At 71.3% G+C, this 21,920-nt stretch carries 21 protein-coding genes; 4 read left to right on the top strand and 17 right to left on the bottom strand.

Annotated features, from left to right (window positions below):
- Positions 1 to 302: 302 nt before the first annotated feature.
- The 3 genes from OTB20_RS42700 to OTB20_RS03585 all read left to right on the top strand — a co-directional run bounded on the left by OTB20_RS42700 (position 303) and on the right by OTB20_RS03585 (position 2,861).
- On the top strand, positions 303 to 560 hold the full coding sequence (locus OTB20_RS42700; protein ID WP_420716318.1) for an alpha/beta-hydrolase family protein: 258 nt from the start codon (positions 303 to 305) through the stop codon (positions 558 to 560).
- 162 nt (positions 561 to 722) lie between these two features.
- Positions 723 to 1,196: a MarR family winged helix-turn-helix transcriptional regulator gene (locus OTB20_RS03590; RefSeq protein WP_267815130.1), complete on the top strand. Its 474-nt coding sequence runs from the start codon at positions 723 to 725 to the stop codon at positions 1,194 to 1,196.
- Positions 1,197 to 1,274: 78 nt separating this feature from the next.
- Positions 1,275 to 2,861, top strand: coding sequence for an MFS transporter (locus OTB20_RS03585; RefSeq protein WP_267815129.1), 1,587 nt, complete (start codon positions 1,275 to 1,277; stop codon positions 2,859 to 2,861).
- A 171-nt stretch (positions 2,862 to 3,032) separates the two neighbouring features.
- On the opposite strand, the gene OTB20_RS03580 is transcribed toward OTB20_RS03585, so the two are convergent.
- On the bottom strand, positions 3,033 to 4,109 hold the full coding sequence (locus OTB20_RS03580; RefSeq protein ID WP_267815127.1) for a hypothetical protein: 1,077 nt from the start codon (positions 4,107 to 4,109) through the stop codon (positions 3,033 to 3,035).
- Between the two features lie 209 nt (positions 4,110 to 4,318).
- Between OTB20_RS03580 and OTB20_RS03575 the strand changes: the two genes are divergently transcribed.
- On the top strand, positions 4,319 to 4,711 hold the full coding sequence (locus OTB20_RS03575) for a hypothetical protein (RefSeq protein ID WP_267815126.1): 393 nt from the start codon (positions 4,319 to 4,321) through the stop codon (positions 4,709 to 4,711).
- A gap of 199 nt (positions 4,712 to 4,910) precedes the next feature.
- Here the strand turns inward: OTB20_RS03575 and hypE are convergent, their stop codons facing one another.
- From hypE to OTB20_RS03500, 16 genes are all read right to left on the bottom strand, one after another.
- Positions 4,911 to 5,972, bottom strand: a complete 1,062-nt coding sequence (gene hypE, locus OTB20_RS03570) for a hydrogenase expression/formation protein HypE (protein WP_324290329.1) — start codon at positions 5,970 to 5,972, stop codon at positions 4,911 to 4,913.
- Positions 5,965 to 7,131 (bottom strand): hydrogenase formation protein HypD, encoded by a 1,167-nt coding sequence (gene hypD, locus OTB20_RS03565; RefSeq protein ID WP_267815124.1) that lies wholly within the window; start codon positions 7,129 to 7,131, stop codon positions 5,965 to 5,967. The genes hypE and hypD overlap by 8 nt, the downstream gene beginning before the upstream one ends.
- On the bottom strand, positions 7,128 to 7,502 hold the full coding sequence (locus tag OTB20_RS03560; RefSeq protein WP_267815123.1) for a HypC/HybG/HupF family hydrogenase formation chaperone: 375 nt from the start codon (positions 7,500 to 7,502) through the stop codon (positions 7,128 to 7,130). Before OTB20_RS03560 ends, hypD begins: the two co-directional genes overlap by 4 nt.
- Positions 7,471 to 9,882: a carbamoyltransferase HypF gene (hypF, locus tag OTB20_RS03555; protein WP_267815122.1), complete on the bottom strand. Its 2,412-nt coding sequence runs from the start codon at positions 9,880 to 9,882 to the stop codon at positions 7,471 to 7,473. Before hypF ends, OTB20_RS03560 begins: the two co-directional genes overlap by 32 nt.
- Entirely contained in the window at positions 9,882 to 10,709 is an 828-nt protein-coding gene (hypB, locus tag OTB20_RS03550) for a hydrogenase nickel incorporation protein HypB (RefSeq protein WP_267815121.1), read from the bottom strand. Before hypB ends, hypF begins: the two co-directional genes overlap by 1 nt.
- Entirely contained in the window at positions 10,688 to 11,137 is a 450-nt protein-coding gene (gene hypA / locus OTB20_RS03545; protein WP_267815120.1) for a hydrogenase maturation nickel metallochaperone HypA, read from the bottom strand. The genes hypB and hypA overlap by 22 nt, the downstream gene beginning before the upstream one ends.
- A gap of 103 nt (positions 11,138 to 11,240) precedes the next feature.
- Complete coding sequence (locus OTB20_RS42695) at positions 11,241 to 11,345, bottom strand: DUF6893 family small protein (protein WP_420716317.1); 105 nt, start codon at positions 11,343 to 11,345, stop codon at positions 11,241 to 11,243.
- Positions 11,342 to 11,908 carry a hydrogenase maturation protease gene (locus OTB20_RS03540; protein ID WP_267815119.1) on the bottom strand — a complete coding sequence of 189 codons (567 nt, stop codon included), beginning with the start codon at positions 11,906 to 11,908 and terminating at the stop codon, positions 11,342 to 11,344. The genes OTB20_RS42695 and OTB20_RS03540 overlap by 4 nt, the downstream gene beginning before the upstream one ends.
- Positions 11,905 to 13,329, bottom strand: a complete 1,425-nt coding sequence (locus OTB20_RS03535; RefSeq protein ID WP_267815117.1) for a hypothetical protein — start codon at positions 13,327 to 13,329, stop codon at positions 11,905 to 11,907. Before OTB20_RS03535 ends, OTB20_RS03540 begins: the two co-directional genes overlap by 4 nt.
- On the bottom strand, positions 13,326 to 14,036 hold the full coding sequence (locus OTB20_RS03530; RefSeq protein ID WP_267815116.1) for a DUF6084 family protein: 711 nt from the start codon (positions 14,034 to 14,036) through the stop codon (positions 13,326 to 13,328). Before OTB20_RS03530 ends, OTB20_RS03535 begins: the two co-directional genes overlap by 4 nt.
- Positions 14,033 to 14,587 (bottom strand): DUF5947 family protein, encoded by a 555-nt coding sequence (locus OTB20_RS03525; protein ID WP_267815115.1) that lies wholly within the window; start codon positions 14,585 to 14,587, stop codon positions 14,033 to 14,035. Before OTB20_RS03525 ends, OTB20_RS03530 begins: the two co-directional genes overlap by 4 nt.
- A gap of 48 nt (positions 14,588 to 14,635) precedes the next feature.
- Positions 14,636 to 15,169 carry a hypothetical protein gene (locus OTB20_RS03520; protein ID WP_267815114.1) on the bottom strand — a complete coding sequence of 178 codons (534 nt, stop codon included), beginning with the start codon at positions 15,167 to 15,169 and terminating at the stop codon, positions 14,636 to 14,638.
- Entirely contained in the window at positions 15,166 to 16,950 is a 1,785-nt protein-coding gene (locus tag OTB20_RS03515; protein WP_267815113.1) for a nickel-dependent hydrogenase large subunit, read from the bottom strand. Before OTB20_RS03515 ends, OTB20_RS03520 begins: the two co-directional genes overlap by 4 nt.
- Before the next feature lie 122 nt (positions 16,951 to 17,072).
- Positions 17,073 to 18,128, bottom strand: coding sequence for a hydrogenase expression protein HypE (locus OTB20_RS03510; protein WP_215025821.1), 1,056 nt, complete (start codon positions 18,126 to 18,128; stop codon positions 17,073 to 17,075).
- A 171-nt stretch (positions 18,129 to 18,299) separates the two neighbouring features.
- Positions 18,300 to 20,078, bottom strand: coding sequence for an enoyl-CoA hydratase-related protein (locus tag OTB20_RS03505; protein WP_267815111.1), 1,779 nt, complete (start codon positions 20,076 to 20,078; stop codon positions 18,300 to 18,302).
- A gap of 544 nt (positions 20,079 to 20,622) precedes the next feature.
- Positions 20,623 to 21,585: a hypothetical protein gene (locus OTB20_RS03500; protein ID WP_267815110.1), complete on the bottom strand. Its 963-nt coding sequence runs from the start codon at positions 21,583 to 21,585 to the stop codon at positions 20,623 to 20,625.
- Between the last annotated feature and the right edge of the window lie 335 nt (positions 21,586 to 21,920).

Below are 21,920 nucleotides of genomic sequence, written 5' to 3'. Positions count from 1 at the left end.
GCTCGGGGCGTGGATGGCAGGCCAGCAGATTCAGTAGCAGACATACCCGGATGGTGTACCTGCGCCCGTGCCAGATTGCACCGCCCACCGAGATGAACTGATGTCCGACGCCCGTCGCACCCGGCGAGCACGCATCCTGTCGAGACCTCGTAGTCATGTCGTGTCCACCGGCGCTTCTCACGACAGTGATCGGCCTCGCCCCGCCTGCTTGGCCGGTCAGGCGCCTGGGAGGAAGAGACTGAACAGCTGGCCGTGCGGGCCTCGCAGGACGCGTACCCCCTCGCTGCGGCCACGCCGGGGGCATGGGGTCGCTAGGGGTGTCCGTCCTGACGGAGGATGAAGCAGCGGCGGCGAGCCGGGCCCTGTTCGGCGCGGTGTACGACAAGTGGCGGACACTGCCGGCCGGTACGCGTCCTCGCCTGCTCGCCTGCTCGCCTGCTCGCCTACGGGGAGAGTCTGGGTTCCTACTCCATGGAGACCGCCCTCGGCGGGACCCTGACCGGCCTCACGACAAAACCGACGGTGCACTCTTCGTCGGCCCCACCTACGCCACCCCCTGACCGTACGCCGCCGGCACGGCGCGCCGCCCGCGCTCACACCCCCGGACCGGATGACCGCCTGGCGGGCGGGAAAGCCCGGTTCCCGGGCGGCGCGCCCGACCGGGGCCCGGGCACATATTGGGTATGTTGACATAGGTATAGAGTCATATTCATAATGGGTGCATGCCTCCCACCAGTGCGTCCGCGCAGGACATCAGCTCCGTAGCCTCCGGGCTCGCTGCTGTCCTGCCCGCGCTGAACCGGGCACTGGACCGGCGCCTCGCCCAGGACTTTCCGCACGCGGAGCCCCCCAAGAACCAGCTGGCCCTGCTCCGGCTGGTCGGCGAGCGCGCCGGCATCACCGTGCGCGAGGCTGCCGAGGTACTGCTCATCAAGCCGAACAACGTCAGCGCCCTGGTCTCACAGCTGGTCGCCGAGGGCCTGCTGGAACGACGGCAGGACACGGCTGACAAGCGCATCGCGCACCTGTACCTGACGACCGAGGCGCTGCGCCGGGTCGCGGCGATCGAGCAACTGGTCCAGGGCTATGTCACCGAGGCCCTGCGCACCCTGTCGGACGGGGACGTGGCGGCCATCGGCTCGGTCCTGTCCGCGCTCGCGTCAATCCCGGGCCGGATCACCCCCGTCACCCACTGAGCCGGATCCTGCGGCCGGGCCACCCGTATGCGCGTGGCCGCCGCTTTCGCCGTCCCCTTTGAGAAACAAGGCACTTTCATGTCCTCCACCCGTGTGGACCGCTCCGCCCTGCCCGCACACTCCCCGACGGACGCCCCACGGGACCGTCGCGCCAAACCTTGGCTGACGCTGATAGCCGTGGCCTTCGGCCTGTTCATGGTCGGTCTGGACGGCAGCGTGGTCGCCATCGCCAACCCCGAGATCGGCCGGGACCTGCACGCATCCACCGCCGACCTGCAGTGGGTCACCAACGCCTACCTGCTGGCACTGGCCGCCGCGCTGATCCTCGGCGGCAAGCTCGGCGACCGCTTCGGACGGCGCACTTTCTACATGATCGGCGTGGCCGGCTTCACCGCCGCCTCGGTAGCCATCGGCCTGAGCGGATCCATCGAAGGCGTCATCGCCTTCCGCGCCCTGCAGGGCTTCTTCGGCGCCCTGCTGATGCCCAACACCCTGGGACTGCTGCGCGCGGTCTTCCCGCCCAGGAAGTTCGGCATGGCGGTCGGCATCTGGGCCATGGTCTCCTCGGTGTCCACCGCACTGGGCCCCATCGTCGGCGGCCTGCTGGTCGAGCACGTCAACTGGGAGTCGGTGTTCTACATCAACGCCCCCATAGGCATCATCGCTCTGGCCTTCAGCGCCTTCGTGCTGCCGCAGAGCAAGAACTCCACCGGCCACCACCGCTTCGACATCCCCGGTGTCCTCCTGCTGGCGGTCGGCATGCTGATCCTCGTCTTCGGCGTGGTCAAGGGCGAGGGCTGGGGCTGGGCCTCCGGCACGACCCTGGGCACCCTCGCCGCCGGCCTGGTCGTCCTGGCACTGTTCTGCTGGTGCGAGACCCGCATCGAGCACCCCCTGCTGCCGATGCGGCTGTTCCGCAGCCCGGCCCTGACCATCGGCGCCGTCATCACCGCGATCAACTTCTTCGCGCTGCTCGGCGTGATCTTCTTCGTCATGCTCTACCTGCAGAACGTTCGCGGCATGACACCGGTTCAGGCCGGGGTGCGCACCCTGCCGCTGAGCCTGGCCTCCGTGGTCGCCTCACCACTGGGTGCCAAGCTCACCGAGCGGTTCGGCGCCCGCCTGACCATGCCCCTCGGCATGCTGCTGCAGGCCGGCGCGGCCTTCGGGATGCTCGGCTGGGGCGTGCACTCCTCCTACACAGCAATGTGGCCGCCATTCATCGCGCTCGGCCTGGGCGTGGGCATGGTGATGGCCGCTTCCTCCGAAGCGATCGTGGGCAACGCCCCGGTCCAGGACGCCGGGGTGGCCGGTGGCCTGCAGGCCACCGCGCTGCAGATCGGCGGCGCACTCGGCACCTCGGTACTGATCTCCCTGATCAGCAGCCGGGTGAGCTCCACTCTGACCGGTGAACTCACCTCCGCAGGCGTACCCGCACCCATGGCACACGGCCTGGACGCGGCCAAGGACGCGGTGACCATGGGCATCTCCCCGGTCTCCAGCACCATGCCGTCGCAGCTGAAGTCCGCCGTGGTCGAAGGCAGTGGACAGGCCTTCATGAACGGCGTACACACGGCCGCCCTGGTCACCGGCGTGCTGTGCCTCCTCGGCGCAGCCGTCGCCGTGGTCGGCGTACGGCGCAACCCCGAAGCGGCCCGCCACTGACAACCAGCGGGCCACGGCCCGGTCGGCGGGCAGGGGACCACCTGGGAACCCGGGGCCGCCGACTCACCGTTCCAACCAAGCGCGCCGCCTCATCCACAAGGACAAGCAGAAGGACGTGATGAGGGCCCGGCCCGGCCGAAGGCGTCACCGCCCCGCACCCGGCCGGGCCGATTACTGCTCGCTATCAGGTCCAGCAATGTCGAAGAGCACCGTGCCCAGTTCGGCTGTCACCTTCTCGACGGCGAGGACCTGGGTACGCACCGGTGTCGGCAGGTGTGTCCTCTCCCACAGCGCCACCGTCTGGTCTGCGGGCCGGGCCGCCCACAGCCGCTCGAGGTCGGCTGCCGTTTTCACCAGCGTGCCCGCCGCGTTGTGTACGACGGAGCCGACCGCGGCGCCCAGCGGGTCTCCGGCTGCCCCTCTCGGACCGAACGCCACGAAGGCCGGCAGCTCGGTGAGGGTCAGGACGGTCGAGTCGAGGTGAGGCATCCTCAGGACCCGCTGCACCCAGGCCGGGCCCGCCACCCCTTCGGGCAGACTCGGGAAATCCGGGGCGGCGATCAGGGTGCGATGCAGGAGTCCGGCGTACTCGCGGTGCCGGGAAGTGGGAGTCCAAAGTCCCCCGCGCAGGGCAACGTCGAGCCGGTCGACCTGGGCGCGGGCGTACGCGACATCGACTGCCCATTCGGGTTCCAGGTCCGGGATCCCGGCAGCGCGCACGGCGCGGGCCCGGTCACCGAGCAGCAGCACTGGCGCCGGCGTTCCGTCGCGGGTTTCTTCCAGTTCCCGCTCGTCTGCGATGTGCGCCATGACGTGGCCGTCGAGGACCTGGCGGGCCAGGCGCTGGCGCTTCCCGTCCCCGATCAGCTTGAGCCAGCCCTCTACGGTCCGCCCCCGAAGCTCACCGGTCTCCAGCAGCCCTTCCTGAAGGGTCCCGGTGTGGGCACCGTCGACCCAGCCGAACAGCGCGGACAGCTCGACGTCGTCGACCAGGACGTCCGCCTCCCGTGCCGCGCGGCACGCCGCCAGCGCCAGCAGCCCCACCACCGGCATCCACACCGACGTGTACCGCGCGCCGTCGGGCACATCCGGCCGGCCCGGACGCGGACCGGACGGGCCCGGAACAGCCCGGGTGTCGTATCCGGTGTGCCACGCCACCAGCGAACCGCAGGTCATCACCGCCCGCCGCCACGCCACCATCCCGTACGCGGCCTCATTGCGCCGCTCCCACCCCTGCCCGTCAGTCACGATCCACCCCTCCACCAACCGGCCCACTACCGACCACCACGGAGGCTAACCGGACCGACACCTGGTGCCGGGGCCGCGGCGCGCGGGAGCTCGTCGTCGGCCGTGCGGAGCGGGTCGGGGTTGCGCCGGAAGACGGCTGAAATGTTGGCTGGTCGCGCGGGAGGGGGCAGTATGAGGATGCTCGGGGAATGTTGACCGAAGGACACCGCATGTCCAGGAAACCGAAGCCGTCCCAGCCCTCACACGGCGAGGGGCCGAGCCGACACCCAGGCACCGAGCAGCACGGCTGGTCGCCGGACGTCGACAGCACGCATACGCAGGACAACCCCAGCGCACGCCGTTCCTTCCATCCGGACGAGCATGCCCCGGACGCCGGGCCGGGCCGGACGGTCTCGAAGGAGGAGACGAAGGGAACCGGCGCGCGTACCGGCGAGAGCATCAGCCGCAGCGGCGAGGATCTCGCGAAGAAGGGCGAGGCCGAGGGCATGCACGATCTCGGCCCCAAAGGCCGCTCCCGGCGACCCAGCGGCACCCGGGATGCCTCCGCCGTGACGGGAGTGGACCCGCAGGAACCTCACAGTAAGCACCGCAAGGGCAGGTAGGCCCCCGCCCACCATGCGGGAGCAGCGTCCGGGAATGGCCACGGCCCGCGCCGACTGGATCGCTGCGGACGCGATCTCAGCCTGTGGCGCCGCCACCCATTCTCCACCTGCATGTCGGCTTCGACCGTGCTGCGGAGCCGCCACCGGACGGGCTGGGGGTCAGAGGTGCCTCTTCCTCACGCATTCCGAAAAACGCCACTCAGCAGATGCGCGGTAGTTGCTCCCCGATCGGCAGGTCGACCACCCGGGTGCCGCCGAGCCCGGTGCGGGCCACTACCAGACCCGGGTGGGACTCGACCGCCTCGCCGATAACCGCCGCGCGCCGGCCCAGGGGGTGGGCGCGCATCGCGGCGAGTACGGCCTCGGCGTGCTCGCGGGGTACGAACGCGACGAGCTTGCCCTCGTTGGCCACGTAGAGCGGGTCGAGGCCGAGGATCGCGCAGGCGTTGGCGACTGGCACGGGAACCGGGACCCGGCCCTCCTGGATGACGACGCCCGCGCCGGACGCGGCCGCGATCTCGTTGAGCGAGGCCGCCAGTCCGCCCCGGGTGGGGTCGCGCAGGACGTGCAGGTCGGGGGTGACAGCGAGCATGGCCCGTACGAGGCCGCCGAGCGGTGCGCAGTCGCTCTCGATGTCCACGCCGAATTCGAGGCCTTCGCGGACGCTCATGATCGCCACCCCGTGGAGCCCGATCTCCCCGCTGACGATCACCACGTCGCCGGGGACGACCCGCTGGGGCCGCAGATCCACGCCCTGCGGGATGATCCCGATGCCCGCGGTGTTGATGTAGATCCCGTCGCCGTGGCCCGCCTCGACGACTTTGGTGTCGCCGGTGGCCACTTCGACCCCGGCCTTGCGGGCCGCGTCGCCCAGGTCCTGTGCGACCCGGGCCACCACGGACATTTCCACACCCTCTTCGAGGATGAACCCGCAGGACAGGTAGGCGGCTTGGGCTCCGCTCATGGCGAGGTCGTTGACGGTGCCGTTGACGGCGAGGCCGCCGATGCTGCCGCCGGGAAAGAACAGCGGGCGGACCACGTAGGAGTCGGTGGAGAAGGCGAGTCGGACCCCGCCCAGGGTGACGGCCGCGGAGTCTCCGAGCTGGGAGAGCACTTCACCGCCGAAGGCGGGCGCGAAGAGGTGCTCGACCAGTTCGGCGGAGAGCGCCCCGCCTCCGCCGTGGCCCATCACCACGCGGGGTCGGTCGCGCAGGGGCGCGGGGCAGGTCCAGCCGGTGACGTCCAGGGTCGTGTCAGACAACGGGGCTCGCCTCCAGGGGCGCGTCGGTGGTGCAGGCCCGCTTCGCGGGGGCGGCAGTACGGGCCGGGGTGATCTCCAGGCGCCGGTAGAGGTAGTAGGCGGCGCAGGCGCCCTCGCTGGAGACCATGGTGGCGCCGAGCGGGTTGCGCGGGGTGCAGGTGGTCCCGAAGGCCTCGCACTCGTGTGGCTTCAGCAGCCCCTGGAGCACCTCGCCGCTGCGGCACTCGGCTGGTTCGCAGGTGTTGATTCCGGTTACCGAGAAGCGGTGCTCGGCGTCGTAGTCCCGGTAGCGGGGCGACAGGCGCCAGCCGCTGTCGGGGATCACTCCGATACCGCGCCAGGCGCGGTCGGTGACCTCGAAGACGTCCCTCAGCATGGCGAGCGCGGCCGGGTTCCCCTCCGGCCGCACCGCGCGGGCGTAGGCGTTGTCCACGGTGTGCTCGCCGCGCTCGAGCTGGCGCACCGCCCGGCGTACACCCTCCAGGATGTCCAGGGGCTCGAAGCCGGTGACCACGATCGGGACCCGGTGGCGCGCGGCCAGGTCCGGGTACTCCCCCGTCCCCATCACGCTGCACACGTGCCCGGCGGCCAGGAACGCCTGGACCCGGCAGCTCGGCGACTGCATGATCGCCTCGATGGCCGGGGGGACACGGACGTGGGAGACCAGCAGGCTGAAGTTGCGGATGCCGAGCTTCTTGGCCTGGTACACCGTCATGGCATTGGGCGGGGCGGTGGTTTCGAAGCCGATGCCGAAGAACACCACCTCGCGCTGCGGATTCTGCTGCGCGACCTTGAGGGCGTCGAGCGGGGAGTAGACCACTCGTACGTCGCCGCCCTCGCTGCGCACCTGGAATAGGTCGCGGCCGGTACCGGGGACGCGCAGCATGTCACCGAAGGAGCAGAAGATGACATCGGGGCGGGAGGCGATCTCCAGGGCCTTGTCGATGACCTCCAGCGGGGTGACACAGACCGGACAACCGGGCCCATGAATCAATTCGACCATGTCCGGAAGGAGTTGATCGATTCCGTGCCGGATGATGGTGTGGGTCTGGCCGCCGCAGACCTCCATGAGCGCCCAGGGCCGGGTCACCGTGGAGTGGATGTCGTCGAGGAGCCGGCGTGCGAGGTCCGGGTCCTGGAATTCGTCGATGTACTTCACTGCTGAGCCGCCTCCTGCGCCGCGATCTCGAGGGTGGCCTCCGCTGCGGGGGCCGGATCGGGGCTCTCCTCCGGGTCGTCGGTGAACGGCCAGGGCGCCCCGCCGGCTTCCGCGGCCTGCTCCCACGGATCGCCGAACTCCTCCTGGAGCATCCCGAGTTCCGCAAAGAGCGCGAGGGTCTGCTTCGCCGACTCCTCGTCCAGCCGCTGCAGCGCGAAGCCGACGTGGACGATCGCGTACTCGCCGACTTGAAGGTCGGGCAGGTACTCCAGACACACCTCCTTGACCACCCCGCCGAAGTCGACGGTGGCCATGCGCGTGCCGTCCCGCTCTCCGATGTCAATCACCTTTCCGGGCACTGCCAGGCACATGGGCTTCTCCTCGCTGTGGGTGTTCTACCGTCGTACGGGCCGCGGCCGTGGTGGCTGCCGCGACCATGAGCTGGCCGAGTGCCAGGCCGCCGTCGTTCGGGGGCACCAGGTGGTGCCGCAGCACGGTGAAACCGTGTGCGCGCAGGCGCCGGGCGCAGGCCGAGGACAGCAGGGTGTTGGCGAAGACCCCGCCGGTCAGCGCCGCGGACTCCAGGCCGTACCGTTCGCGCGCCAAGACGCACAGGTCGGCGACGAGCCCCGCGACGCCGGAGTGGAAGCGGGCCGCGATCAGCGGGGGTGCGGCGCCCGCACGCACGTCGGCCACGACAGCGGCCAGGAGGGGCGCGGGATCGGCGACGACGGGATCCCCGCTGCCGGGGGCGGGGAACCGCAGGGCGAACCGGTATCCCCGCCCGTCACCGTCACCGTCCTCGTGATCCGCCCCCGCGGCACGGGCGGCGTACTCCAGCTCGATCGCGGCCTGGGCCTCGTACCCCGCGTGGTGACGGATTCCGGTCAGCGAGGAGACCGCGTCGAAGAGCCGCCCCATGCTGGACGTGGGAGCACAGTTGAGGTTCCGGTCCAACTGGGTTCTCAGCACGCGCAGTTCATCGGGCGGGCACACCGCCGTGCAGGGCAGCTCCGGCGACCAGTCGAGGTTCGCTGCCCACAGGTGCGACAGGGCCATCCGGTACGGTCGCCGCACCGCGGCGTCGCCGCCCGGAAGCGGGACGTACGCGAGGTGCGCGAAGCGGGTGTATCCGCGGTAGTCGGTGAGGAGGAACTCGCCTCCCCACACGGCTCCGTCGTCCCCGTAGCCGGTTCCGTCGAATGCGATGCCGATGACGCGCCGACTGCCGTCCAGGCCGTGTTCCGTCATCGCGGACGCGATGTGCGCGTGATGGTGCTGTACGTGCACCACCGGCCGGTCGCGCGCGTGGCGCCCAGCCCACCGCACGGAGCGGTAGCCGGGGTGGCGGTCGGCGGCGATCAGCCGGGGCCGGACCCCGGTGACGGATTCCAGCTGCCGCTCTGCGCGTTCGAAGGCGTCCTGCGTGGCCAGATCGTCCATGTCGCCGATGTGGGCGGAGAGCCAGGCCCGGCGCTCCTGGCCGAGGCAGAAGGCGTTCTTCAGGTCCCCTCCGACCGCGAGGGTCGCGGGGACGGGCAGCGGGAGCGCGAGCGGCAGTGGGGCGTAGCCCCGGGAGCGGCGCACGGTCAGCGGGGCTCCGTCGCAGACGCGCACCACCGAGTCGTCGCAGGGGACGTGGATCGGGCGGTCATGCGTCAGCCAGGCGTCGGCCAGCCCGGCCAGCCGCTCCAGGGCCTCCGCGTCGTCGGTGACGATGGGTTCACCGGAGAGGTTTCCGCTGGTCATGACCAGGAGCCGGGGTCCGGGCGGGTCACCGGGCAGGCCGAGCAGCAGATGGTGCACGGGGCTGTACGGGAGCATCAGCCCAAGGTCGGGGCTGCCCGGGGCGACCTCGTCGGCGGGACCGGCGGCGCCCGCGCGGCGCCGCAGGAGGACGATGGGCCGCTCCCGCCCTGTGAGCAGGCTCCGCTCCTCGGACCCGAGGTGGACGAGGTCCTCGACGGCGGCCGGGTCACGCGCCATCAGGGCGAACGGTTTGTCACCGCGGGCCTTGCGCCGGCGCAGTTCCCGGACGGCGCGCGCATCGGAGGCGTCGCAGGCGAGGTGGTATCCGCCGATCCCCTTCACGGCGAGGATCGCCCCGGAACCTAGCAGCCGCCGGGCCCCGGCCACCGGGTCGGCGTCGTCCGTCTCGCGCGGCGGGGTACCGGTGAGCAACCGCAGCCGGGGCCCGCAGTCCGGGCAGGCGACGGGCTGGGCATGGAACCGGCGGTCGGCCGGGTCGGCGTACTCGCGGGCGCACGCGGGGCACATCGGGAAGCCGGCCATCGTGGTGTTCGGCCGGTCGTAGGGCAGTGCGGTGACGATGGTGAAGCGCGGCCCGCAGTGCGTGCAGGTGATGAAGGGGTGGCGGTGGCGCCGGTCGGCCGGGTCCGCGAGCTCGGCGAGGCAGTCGGCGCAGGTGGCCGTGTCCGGGGAGACCAGCGTACGGACGGCTCCGCCGGCACGGGAGGCGATGATGCGGAAACCGGCGCCTCCCGCGGCCGGGACCTGGTGGTGGTCGACGGTGTCGACGACGGCGAGCGGGGGCGCGTCGACCGCGAGCCGGTCGCAGAACTCGGCGACCGCCGCCGGTGCGCCCTCCACCTCGGCGACGACTCCCTCGGCAGTGTTGGTGACGTGGCCGGCCAGTCCGAGCCCGGTCGCGCGGGTGTACACGTAGGGCCGGAAGCCCACGCCCTGCACCACGCCGCGGACGGTGACCCGGCGGCGCTGGACCGCCTCCATCAGTGTGTCTGCACCGCGGCGGGGCGGGCCTGCGCCTGGGGACCGGAGTCGGGATGGGTGTGCGCGTGCGGGTGGGTGTCGCCGTCTGCGTGATGGTGGCCGTCCGCGGGCCCGTGGGTGTGCGCGTTCCCGCCCGCCCCCTGCCCGGCCATGACCGGCACGTGCGTGGTCGCGCCGTCCGCGACCGCGTTCGCCCGGTCGAGCAGGATCCCCACCCCCTCACCGGAGCGTGCGGAGGTCAGGATCACCTCCACACCGGGGTTGACCTGCTGGACGTGCGCGCGGAAGGCGTCCTCGTCGAACTCGACGGCTTCGGCGATGTCGGTCTTGGTCACCACCACGAGCTGGGCGAGCCCGAAGGCGGTCGGGTACTTCAGCGGCTTGTCCTCGCCCTCGGTCACCGAGGCCAGGACGACGCGCAAGGACTCCCCCAGGTCGTAGGAGGCCGGGCAGACGAGGTTGCCCACGTTCTCCACGAAGAGCAGCCGGGTGGACTCCGGCAGCCAGCCGTCCAGGTGCCGGCCGAGCATCGAGGCCTCCAGATGGCAGAGGCCGTCGGTGAGCACCTGCTTGACGGGTACGCCCGAACGCGCCAGCCGTACCGCGTCGTTCTCCGTGGCCAGGTCGGCCGTGAGGGCGGCGACGGACAGTCCGCGCTCCCGGGCGAGGAGCAACTCGCGCTCCAGCAAGGCCGTCTTCCCGCTGCCCGGGCTGGAGAGCAGGTTGACGGTCACCGTGCCGCGAGCGGCGAGTTCGCGGCGCAGGGCGTGCGCGGCGGCGTCGTTCTTGGCGAGTACCGCCTGCTTCAGGTCGACCACTCGGCACATGGCTCGGCGCTCCTCGGGGTTGGGTTCGCGGGTCGGTACGGGGCCTCGGCCGGGTCCTGGGCGGCGCCGGTGCCGTCACCGTCCTCCCAGGTCACGCTGAGGATCTGCAACTCCCGGCCTGAGAGCAGTTCAACGTGTGCCGCGCTCCCGCATCCGGGACAGCACAGCTCGGGCGGAATGCCGACCGCCCACTCGTCCGTACAGGAGGAGCAGTGCGCGCGGGCCACCACCGGCTCCACGACGAGTTCGGCGCCTTCGAGGACCGTGCCCGCGCAGGCCAGTTCGAAGCAGAAGGCCAAGGCGTCGGGGACGACGCCGGCCAATTCCCCCACTTGGAGGCGTACTACGCTCACGCCACTCGCGCCGGCGGCCTCGGCCGCTTCCTCCACCTGGCCCACGACGGCCATGGCGATCGACATCTCGTGCATCGGACTCCGTCCTGCCGGGGCTCATTACACCGGCAGGACGGGGACGGTGCGGTCGGGCACGCCGACGTGCCGTGCGCCGCGTACGCCGTTCGGCCGTCGTGCGTCACATGCGGCGCATCCGCAGGTAGCGCTTGACGTCGGGGAGGATCTGCTTCAGAACGGCGATGAGCGCGGCCGCGGCCGCGCCGCCGATGACGGCCTTCTTCACGGGGTCCTCCTCAACTCGGCGACCGGGGCCGCCACGATGTCGTGATCGGTGTCATCAGCGTGATCGGCGTGCCCGTTCCGCAACAGCTCCAGGATCATCCGTACGGCCTCCGGCACCGCGGCGGCCACCGGCTCGCTCAGCCCGATGCCCTCCTCGACGGAGGCGGGCTCGCACCCCACCACGACGGTCCGCCGGGGCGGGGTGGAGCCAGTGCCCTCGCACAGCGAGCCCAGGAGCGCCAGGACCGCGTCGGGGGACATCTGGTGGCCGTCGAGCACGGGAGCTCCCCGCGTGACGCGGCCGGACTCGTCCGGTCCGTCGGGCTCGATGAGGTAGAGCGTGCCGGGGGGCCCGCCGCGGGCCGTGGCGTCCACCAGGACGAGGGTGTCGTAGCCGTCGAGGAGCTGGTAGGCGAGGTGCACCCCGCGGACTCCGAAGTCCACCGCTTCGACATGTCCGGGTAGTTCGTACGCGGACAGCTGCCGCAGGGTCTCCACCCCGAAGCCGTCGTCGCCGAGGAAGACGTTGCCGATGCCCGCGACGAGGGTGCGGGAGCCGCTCACGCGTCCTCCAGGGGGCTGAGTTCGTCGGGCTGGAAGTAGAGGAACCGGCCCTGCTCCCGGCGGATGTCCGCGCCGGGGTCGCCCTCCACGGTGACGGCGAGGTGCACGCCGCCGTCCACGTCGTGCAGTACGGCCTCGACCAGGGCCGCGCGGCCCTGGAGGAACAGGTCCTGGGCATCGGAGCGCCGCAGGCCCGGACGTAGGAGAACCCGGCTGCCGACGCCCACCGCTACGCCGTCGACGAGGACCCGGTCCCGCGCGGGATCGGCGGTATCCCTGTGCGCCGGGTCCCACCACGGGGTCTCGGGTCTGAACACGGATTGCTCGTCGAAGACTTCCAGCGGTCTCTCCGGCTCGTCCGTCCCGTCCGGGCCGGTGATCTCGCGCAGGGCGCGTACGGCACCGTGCAGCCGCTCCAGCACTTCGGGGGGCATCGACTCCGCCAAGTCGATCACCGCGGCGGCCCGCGGGTCCGTGCCTCGCGCTTCGCGCTTCTCCTGATCGGTCAGGGCCGCGGTGCGCAGGGCGAGGATCTCGTCGATCTCGGTGGCGTCGTACATCGCGCCGATGCTCTCGGGGGCGATGGCGGGATGGTCCTCCAGGATGATCGGCGAGGACAGCACCACGTCCGCCCGGCCCGGCTCGCCCGCGAGGACGGGCCAGGTGTGCCGGTTGGCGCAGGCGGCGACGGCCCCCTTGGCCCACTCCGGCGGGTCTGTCATCGACAGGAAGGAGCCGCCGCTCAGACCCAGCAGGAGGTGGGCCGCGACGAGTGAGCGGGGCAGCGCCGCCTCCCGGTCGTCGCTCTCGGCCGCGGGGGTCCACGGGTTCGTGTTCTCCACCACGGCCGTGAGCTTCAACACCCGGTAGGGTCCGTCAAGTTCGACGGCGCGAAGCCGTACGCACCCCTCAATGGGTTCGGTACGCAGCACCAAGCGGCCGACGGCTTCCCCGTCGGCGCCGGCGACCGTCTCGATGTCCTCCCGGGCAGGGCGCTCGAAGGGAAACACGGCCCCCTCTGCGGTCAGCTCCCCCAGAGTCGGACTCAATTCGACCCGCTCCTCCGCCCCCTCGTCCCAGGGCACCAGGACCCGGTCGTCGAGGTGCAGTTCGGCGACCCCTTCGAAGGAGCCGTCAGGAAGCGCCCGCTCGACGGTCCGGCGCCGCGCGTGCAGGAAGCGCAGCTCCACGGCGAGGGTGGCGTCGCCCTTGGGCTCCATCAGGATCTCGGTCTGCTGGAAAGCGTGTTCGCCCTGCACCCGGCCCCATGCCGGCGGCACGAGCACCCCGAACTGCCAGCGCAGCCGGTTCTTGGCCGCCGAGGCCCGGTAGGGGTACAGCACGTACCCCTCGAAGAGCACCGCGTCGGCCACCTGCCGGGCGTGGGCGAAGCGGGACTCCAGTGCGGTGGCCGTCGTCACTGGGCCGTCCTCTCCGTGACACGCGGCAGGACGGCGCCCAGCCGGAAGGGCGGCGCGGGCTCCGGCAGGGGTTCGGCCGCCGCGTCCAGGAGGGTCCGTACGGTCGCCTCCCAGGAGGCGAGGGCGTGCCGCGAACGGAAGGCGAGCAGTTCGTCCATGAGGTCGCGGGGCAGCCGCAGCCAGCCGCAGCCCGGGAAGTGCTGCTCGACCATCTCGCGCCAGACCGCCACCGGCATCCGGTACGAGGCCTCGCGGTCCCAGGGCACGGGCTCGACGTGGAAGCCGCCGGCCCCGGTGAAGGCGGTGCCGGAGAACAGCATCAGCAGCGGCGCTTCTCCGTCCTCCAGGGCGCTGAAGTAGCGGCTCGCCGCGATGTCCATGTCGTACGTGCACGGCACGACCACGTCGACCTCGGTCTCCCCGGTGAAGCTGGACACCATCAGGGCGACCTGCGCGAACTGCACGGGTTGCAGGGTGGTGCCCCACCGGGAGCGTTCGCCGAACAGGTCGGCCAGGCCGGCCTCCTCGGCCGGTCCGTAGCCGCGCCGGGCCGGTTCGATGCGCAGCTGACAGCGCAGGGCCAGGGCGTGCACCCGGGTGGGCGCGGGGGTACCGCCGGCCGTGACGCGCAGCCGGAACACCAGGGTGGGCCCGGCGGCGTACGGGTCGGCGCGGACCCCGGTGCAGGTGAACTCGAAGTCCGTCATGGCGCGGGTGCCTCCGCCGGGATCCTGGCTCGTCGCCCGACCTCGGCGAAGAAGGCTTCGAGCGCGGCTCGCGCCTCGGCCCCGCCGTCGAAGCCCGTCCACAACAGGCGCATCCGCCCGACGAGTTCGTAGCAGATGTCGATCGGTACCAGATAGCAGTCGGTCCGGCCCTGCTCGCGGCGCAGCAGCAGGGCCTCCACGTCGGGCTCCAGGAGCGCGGCGAGGCGCCCGGCGCCGAGTACGGCCTGCCAGGTCTCGGGGTCGAGTTCGCTCTCGGTGGCGCCGGCCGGGCTCGGGTAGAGCGCGACGAGGCGGTCGAGGGCGGCGTTGCGGAAGAAGAAGGCGACGCCCACCGGGATCTGGAGCAGCTCCCAAGCACCGGCGTCGAGCGGGTGGGAGGGGTCGGCGAGGTACCGGGTCGGGACGGCGCGAAAGCGGCCGGTGGCCACGCTGGGCCGGTCGAACAGCAGGGCGCAGGCGGTGCAGGCGCAGACCAGCGACCGCTTCTCGGTCTCCACGACGTGCCGGTGCGCACCTTCGGCGACGGCCACTCCGCACAGCTCGCAGGTCTCCGGGCGGGGACCACCCCGGGGCGCCGCTCACAGCACCCGCGCCGGAGGCTGCGGGCGGGTGCCGATCTGGAGCAGGGCCGGCTGCGGTGCCTCGGCGGGTGCCATCTCCACCGCGGTCACCTCGGGGGCGAAGCAGGCGAGCGCGTCTTCGACGGCCTGCGAGGGGCCCTCGGCCGCACCGGAACAGCCGCAGCCGGTGCTCGGCGCGGACCTCAGCCGAAGTGTCCCGGTCGACCCGTCGAAGCCGAGGAGCTCCACGTCCTCCCGTACGCTCGCCAGGGCGCGGGCGATCCGGGTGTCCACGTCCTCGGGGTGCAGGTCGTGCAGGGCGAGCAGGCTCGCCACCAGTTCGTCGTCGAGGAGGGCGGCGAGCCGGTCCTCCCCCAGGCGGTCGACGATGCGGGCGAGCCCGGCGCCGTAGAAGTCCATGAGGACGCGTACCAGCTCCTCGGCGGCCGCGCACACCTCCCGGTCCCCGGTGGCGGCGAGCCGGTCGAGCACCTCCTCGACGTGGACGCCCGCTTGGCGGGCGTCGGCCCTCACCCTCTCGCGCGCGCTCATCCGCCCAGTCCGCTCAGTCCGGTGGGGACGTGCATCTGCTTCACGGTCTGCCCCTTGCCCACGTACATGTGGACCCCGCACGGCAGACAGGGGTCGAAGCTGCGCACGGCCCGCATGATGTCGATGCCCTTGAAGTTCTCCGGGGTGTTCTCCTCGAAGATCGGGGTGTTCTGCACCGCGTCCTCGTAGGGTCCGGGCGTGCCGAAGGTGTCGCGGGTGCTCGCGTTCCAGGGGGTCGGCGGATAGGGGTGATAGTTGGCGATCTTGCCGTCGCGGATGACCATGTGGTGCGAGAGCACCCCGCGCACGGCCTCGGTGAAGCCGACGCCGAGGCCCTCGTCCGGGACCTCGAACTTCTCCCAGGTCTGCGTGCGGCCGGCGCGGACTTCGGCCAGCCCCTTCTCGGCGCAGTGCAGGGCGATGGCGGCGGCGTACGCCTGGAAGTACGTGCGGGCGCGGTTGCGCTCCAGCGCGTTGCTCCACTTCGGGATCTTCCACTCGAAGCGGGTCTCGGGCTTGGTCATGGTGCGCGGCAGGGTGATCACCACGCTGTGGCCGGTGGCCTGCACGTAGTCGGTGTGCACCAGCCCGGACAGGGCGGTGGACCACAGGCGGGCGAGCGGGCCGCCTCCGGTGTCGAGGGCGAGGTGGTCCTTGCCGTCGAACCAGCGGGGGGACATCACCCAGCTGTACTTGTCGTCGAAGTTTCGCTTCTGGGGGGCCGGGATGGTGTGCTGGTTCCAGGGGTGGCGGGCGTCGACCGGGTTGCCGAGCGGGTCGTGGGTGACGAACTTCTCCTGGCCCTGCCAGTCGTCGTAGTACGAGCTGCCGAGCAGGATGCGGATGCCGAGGTTGATCTCGGTGAGGTCGTTGGTGACCAGTTTGCCGTCCACCACGATGCCCGGGGTGACGAACATCTTCCGTCCCCAGTCGGTCATGTTGGCGTAGGTGAAGTCGCAGTGCTCGGGGTCGTTGAGCGCCCCCCAGCAGCCCAACAGCACGCGCCGGCGGCCGACTTCCTCGTACCCGGGCAGGGCCTCGTAGAAGAAGTCGAAGAGGTCGTCGTGGAGCGGGACGACGCGCTTCATGAACTCGCAGTACCGCATGAGGCGGCTCATGTAGTCCGTGAAGAGCTGGACGGAGGCGATCGTGCCCACACCGCCCGGGTAGAGGGTGGAGGGGTGCACGTGGCGCCCCTCCATCAGACAGAACATTTCCCGGGTGTAGCGGCTGACCTGGAGGGCCTCGCGGTAGAACTCCCCCTCGATGGGGTTGAGCGAGCGCATGATGTCGGCGATGGTCTTGAAGCCGTGTTCGCCCGCGTGCGGGGCCGGGGTGCGCTCGGCCAGTTCCAGGACGCCGGGGTTGGTCTCGCGGACCATCTTCTCGCAGTAGTCGACCCCGACCAGGTTCTCCTGGAAGATGTTGTGGTCGAACATGTACTCCGCGGACTCGCCCAGGTTGATGATCCACTCGGCGAGGTGGGGCGGCTTCACCCCGTAGGCCATGTTCTGCGCGTAGACGGAGCACGTCGCGTGGTTGTCACCGCAGATGCCGCAGATGCGGCTGGTGATGAAGTGCGCGTCGCGCGGGTCCTTTCCGCGCATGAAGACGCTGTAGCCGCGGAAGACCGACGAGGTGCTGTAGCACTCGGCTACCCGCTTCTGCTTGAAGTCGATCTTCGTGTGGATGCCGAGACTGCCCACGATCCGTGTGATCGGATCCCAGGCCATCTCCACCAGGCCGCTGCCGTCGCCGGCTGCGTTCGTCTTCGGTGCCATCGTGTCTCCGTGACCCTTCGGTGCGGGATCGGTGGTTGTCACATGAGTGCGGTTGTGGGGGTGCCGCGGATGTGGAGCGCTACGGGTGTGCGGCTGCTACGGGTCGGATCGCCCCGGCCCCGTCACCAGGGCGGTCGGTAGCCCGTGGTGAGCTTGTCCCCGCGGTGGCGCCACTTCGGCTCCTGGTCCACGGTGTGCGCCGTGATCGCCCGGAGCTTGCGGATCACCGCCCCGTAGGCGCCGCTGGCGACACTGGACACCTTGCCGCCGGGCGGCTCGTCCATGAAGGGCATGAACTTGTCCGGGAAGCCGGGCATGGTGCAGGCGATGCAGATGCCACCCACGTTCGGGCAGCCGCCGATGCCGTTCATCCAGCCGCGCTTGGGCACGTTGCACTTCACGACGGGGCCCCAACAGCCGAGCTTGACCAGGCATTTCGGGGAGTCGTAGGTGTGGGCGAACTGCCCCTGCTCGTAGTAGCCGGCCCGGTCGCAGCCCTCGTGAACGGTCGCGCCGAACAGCCAGGTGGGGCGCAGCTTGTCGTCGAGCGGGATCATCGGGGCCGAACCTGCCGCCTGGTAGAGCAGGTAGGTGAGCGTCTCGGAGAAGTTGTCCGGCTGGATCGGGCAGCCGGGCACGCACACGATCGGGATGCCGGCCTTGGACTTCCAGTCCCAGCCGAGGTAGTCGGGCAGCCCCATGGCACCGGTCGGATTGCCTTCCATCGCGTGGATTCCGCCGTACGTGGCGCACGTGCCGATGGCGACGACGGCAAGGGCCTTGGGCGCCAGCCGGTCGATCCACTCGCTGGTGGTGATGGGCTGGCCGGTCTCCGGATCGTCGCCGAAACCGGACCAGTAGCCCTCGGCCTTGATGCTCTCGTTGGGGATGGACCCCTCCACGACGAGCACGAAGGGGTCGATCTCGCCGCGTTCCCCCTTGAAGAACCACTCGATGAACGTGTCCGCGCCGCCCACGGGACCGCATTCGAAGTCGATCAGGGGCCAGTGCACGGCGATCTTCGGCAGACCGGGCAGCACGCCCATCACGATCTCTTCGATGCTGGGCTGCATGGCCGCGGTCAGCGACACGGAGTCGCCGTCGCAGCTCAGTCCCGCGTTGATCCAGAGGATGTGGATCGGGGGGTCCTCGGCCTCGGTCGGCGTTTGCGTGTTCATCTGGATGCCTCCTAGGGGAGGGGTGGGAGCGGTGGGGGGAGAGTGCGGACGGTGGGGAAGACCGGCATGCCGGCGTCACCTTTCTTGCTAACAGGCGGAAGGTCCCGGTGCGCGGTCATGTACGCCCAGTCCAGTGACGCCCGGCCGGTCCGGTGATCCGGCGCGCGGCCGTCATCCTGGGACCGGCCCGGCGTCGGGGCCGCCACCCTGCCGGGAGCCGTCACCGTGCCGGGAGCCGCCTCCGTGGACGCGGGCCAGGTGCGCCGGGGTGGCCGCCGGGCTCTCCTTGCGTACGAACGCCCTGCGCAGGGCGTGGTAGGGGGCCTCGGGGTCAAAGAAGGTCTCCCGCATCCGGGCCAGCTCGGTCTCCCGGTACACGGCCAGCGGCCGGGTCGCCTCGTCCAGCTCGCGCCTCGCCTTCTTCGCGGCGATCCTGGCCTGTGCCGCCGGCGAGCCGGCCAGCCGCGTGGCGAGACGGACCGTGACGTCGGCGAAGGCCCCGGGCGGGCAGGCGACCGTACGATCAGCCAGCCCGAGCCGTACCGCGGCGGCGGCGCTGACGGGCAGGGCCTCTCCGCTCAGCCGGGTGGCTGCTGCCGCCCCGACCCGGCGCGGCAGCGTGTACGTCCAGTACTCCGAGCCGTACAGCCCCATCAGGCGGTAGTGGGGGTTGAGCACCACGCCCGAGCGGCACCAGACCTCGTCGGCGGCGAGGGCGAGCATGGCGCCGCCCGCGGCGGCGTTGCCGCCGAGGGCCGCCACGACGAGGCGGTCGGTGGTTGTCAGGACGGCCTCGACGAGGTCGTCCATGGCGTTGATGTTCGCCCAGGACTCCTCGGCCGGGTCGGCCGCGGCCTCGATGACGCCCAGGTGGATGCCGTTGGAGAAGAAGTCACGGCCGCCGCCGAGGACGAGTACGGAGGTGGGGCGGGAGCAGGCGGTCCGGTAGGCGTCGAGCAGCCGGCGGCACCGCTCGGTGCTCATGGCGCCGCCGGGGAAGGAGAACGTGAGGAAGCCGGCTCCGCCCTCCTCCCGGTAGTCGATCTCGGACCAGGTCCTGTCGCGTCCCGCGCCCGCGCCCGCGCCGGGCGGCGGGGCGGCGTCCTCGGGCAGCGGGCGCGGCAGATGCGGCGGACGCAGCAGGTCGCCGAGGGCCACGGTGGCCGGCAACTTCACGGGCACCGGTTCCCCGGGCAGGCGCAGGGCCCGCAGTTCGGGGATCCAGACGGCCCCGTCGGTCGTCGCACGGCAGATCGCCCCGGCGCGGGTGGCCAACAGCTCGCCCGGCCGCCCGTGCAGCCGGCCTTCGGGGTAGCCGCCGTGCAGGTACCACTCTCCGCCGAGCAGCTCATCCCGTACGCCGGGCTGGGAATCGGCCGCCCGAAGGACGCGCAGCACCCGCTCGGTGGAGTCCGAATGCCAGTCGATGCGGCGGTGTTCCTGCCGCAGGTAGGGGCGTGTGTGACCGGTGAGCTGGGGCTGTGGGGTGTACGCGCCGGAGGCGAAGCGTTCGACCGCCTGCAGGACCGCTTCGAGTGCCGCGTCTGCGATTTCCCCGCGGTACAGATCGCTCTTCGCGACCGGCGGGACGGCGCATTCGACGCTGGCCCAGACATCCCCGGCGTCCATCTCCTCGACGGCCTGGAGGACGGTGACACCCCAGCGGGGCTGCCGTTCCTGGACGGCCCGGTCGAGCGAGGACGGGCCGCGGTCGCCGACCGGTCCGGGATGAACGATCAGGCACGTTCGGGAGGACCAGATCTCCTTCGGAATCGCCGTGCGCAACATGGGGGCGATGATCAGGTCCGGCTGGTGGCGGTCCACCGCCGGCGTCAACGATTTCCCGGGTACGGCAAGTTCGACCGCGACCTGGTGGCCGTGGTCGCGCAGCTCAGCGTGTACGCGCTGCGTGAGGCTGTTGAAGGCACTAGCGATGAGCAGGACCTGCACGAGATCTCCTCCGCGGCTGGCGACGGATCATGTCCGTGACACGAACGACCACCGGCGATCGTCGGGGACCACGACGACGGCCCGCACGGCGCCGAGCGGTGGTGTCACTCAAAAGCGCGGACCCGGAGGGCCACTCGGCGGCGGCACGGGCGGCGGGACACGGAACTGTTCCCGACCCCGCTCATCCACCACCGCCGGTCGCCTGGCACCGTCCGCCCTCAGGTGGCTGGTTCCGCTGCCGGTACGGGGCCGGGCAGCACGTGGGCCTCCACGGCCGGACCAGCCGCGCGCAGGACTGCCGCCATCGCGAGGCCGAGGTGTGCCTGAGCCCTGCCAGTCCCGAGGCGCGAGCCCACCGGTGGTGTGTGGGGCGGGCACGAGTTCCTCGGGCAGCCGGCCGACCATGGCTCCGCGCGCGTGCTCGATCACGTGGACGCCCTCCGTGCCGGCGGCGATCTCGGAGAACCCGGCTGCTGTTGGTAGCCAGTTGGAACTCCCCACGGGCGGCCAGTCAGCGGGGATCCAGCCGGCCACCGATGATCACTCAGTGTTGGCGCTCATCCATTGGGCGACTGCTCCGAATCCAGTACGAGCGGGCAGCCACGGTCAGCGCGAGCCCGTAAACGGCAAATGCGGCCATGCCGATCCAGGTGACCAGCAGTGCGTCGGCCGGGGAGTGGAAGTCGCCGCGGCGCATCGTCACCACGCCCGCCGTGGCCAGGGCCGAGTAGCCGATACCGAACACCCCGTACGGTGCGAGGGTGGCGGCACCCATCAGGGCCGGGGTCAGGGGGAGCCAACGCGGGACGCGGCGGTCGCGAAGGAAGAGCGTCCAGCGCGGGAAGACCAGACCCCAGGGGCGAACCAAGCCCCAGAGCAGGAAGACACCGAGTGCGGCCAGCAGTGCGGTGCCGTCCAGGCCCCAGGACTCCAGGGTGAGCCAGATCCCCGAGGCGCCGTTGCGCTCGGAGAGCGCGCTCATCTCCTCGCTGGACATCCCGGCGAAGGTGCCGCCAGACGCCCAGACCAACTTCATCACCACGTACGGGAGGAATGCCGCAGTGCCGGCGCCCGCGGCGAGCTGGACCGGTCGCGGAGCCGCGGAAGATGCCTCAACCGGGGTCGCGACGGACGCGCCGGTACCGGATCGGGCGGTGGCCGCGAGCAGGAGAACCCCGGCCGCCGCCAGGGCGTGGTTCGCGGCGGACACCCAACTGTCCACTTTCTGGCCGAACATCAGGGTGATGACGTCCATCAGCAGGCTGAATGCGGCGAGCCCGGCCAGGCCGCACACCGCCCAGAGCAGCGTCCGCAGTGCCGGCCGCGGCCCGTACCGCGCCACCGCCCCACAGGACAGCGCCGCCAGCGCCCCCACCGCCACGACCGCCCACCCCAGCGCGGAAGATCCTGGGACGTCGCCGTGGTGGAACAAGGGGGCCCCGCTCCACACGCAGGCAAGACCGAAGACGGCGTACACCACCGCCCAGAGCATCGTGGCCCAGCCCACCCAGCGCGGGCATCGCTGATGCCACGTGTGCCAAGACGTCCTCATCATCCGTGCGTAACCGGTCATGCTCTGAACGTCGCATCGACGGCGGCCGACAGCGTCGGCCGCTTGAACGATCCCCCTCCCCCTGCCGGGTGAGCGCTTCCCAGACTCAGGTATGACGTTACGGAGCGCGCCAATTCGACGGGCCGTCCGCGGGGAATCCGATCGGCTCTGATCAACATTTCGGGATCGCCCAGCGTGACCGTGCATCAGGTCGATCATGGTGCGGGTGTTAAGTGATCAGATACTCGACCTGTTCCTGCCGCACTTGGCGTCCGTGACCGTGGAGGACC

Source organism: Streptomyces sp. H27-H1 (genome assembly GCF_026627445.1).
Lineage (GTDB): Bacteria > Actinomycetota > Actinomycetes > Streptomycetales > Streptomycetaceae > Streptomyces.
Note: the sequence above shows the minus strand (reverse complement) of the source record. Positions and strands in the feature narration are given on the sequence as shown.

Coding starts and splice junctions, on each gene's coding strand:
- OTB20_RS42700 (WP_420716318.1), top strand. CDS start 303: ATGGGGTCGCTAGGGGTGTCCGTCCTGACGGAGGATGAAGCAGCGGCG.
- OTB20_RS03530 (WP_267815116.1), bottom strand. CDS start 14,036: ATGACGGACTTCGAGTTCACCTGCACCGGGGTCCGCGCCGACCCGTAC.
- OTB20_RS03560 (WP_267815123.1), bottom strand. CDS start 7,502: ATGTGCCTGGCAGTGCCCGGAAAGGTGATTGACATCGGAGAGCGGGAC.
- OTB20_RS03590 (WP_267815130.1), top strand. CDS start 723: ATGCCTCCCACCAGTGCGTCCGCGCAGGACATCAGCTCCGTAGCCTCC.
- hypF (WP_267815122.1), bottom strand. CDS start 9,882: ATGGAGGCGGTCCAGCGCCGCCGGGTCACCGTCCGCGGCGTGGTGCAG.
- OTB20_RS03585 (WP_267815129.1), top strand. CDS start 1,275: ATGTCCTCCACCCGTGTGGACCGCTCCGCCCTGCCCGCACACTCCCCG.
- hypA (WP_267815120.1), bottom strand. CDS start 11,137: ATGCACGAGATGTCGATCGCCATGGCCGTCGTGGGCCAGGTGGAGGAA.
- OTB20_RS03520 (WP_267815114.1), bottom strand. CDS start 15,169: ATGAGCGCGCGCGAGAGGGTGAGGGCCGACGCCCGCCAAGCGGGCGTC.
- OTB20_RS03575 (WP_267815126.1), top strand. CDS start 4,319: ATGTCCAGGAAACCGAAGCCGTCCCAGCCCTCACACGGCGAGGGGCCG.
- OTB20_RS03515 (WP_267815113.1), bottom strand. CDS start 16,950: ATGGCACCGAAGACGAACGCAGCCGGCGACGGCAGCGGCCTGGTGGAG.
- hypB (WP_267815121.1), bottom strand. CDS start 10,709: ATGTGCCGAGTGGTCGACCTGAAGCAGGCGGTACTCGCCAAGAACGAC.
- OTB20_RS03510 (WP_215025821.1), bottom strand. CDS start 18,128: ATGAACACGCAAACGCCGACCGAGGCCGAGGACCCCCCGATCCACATC.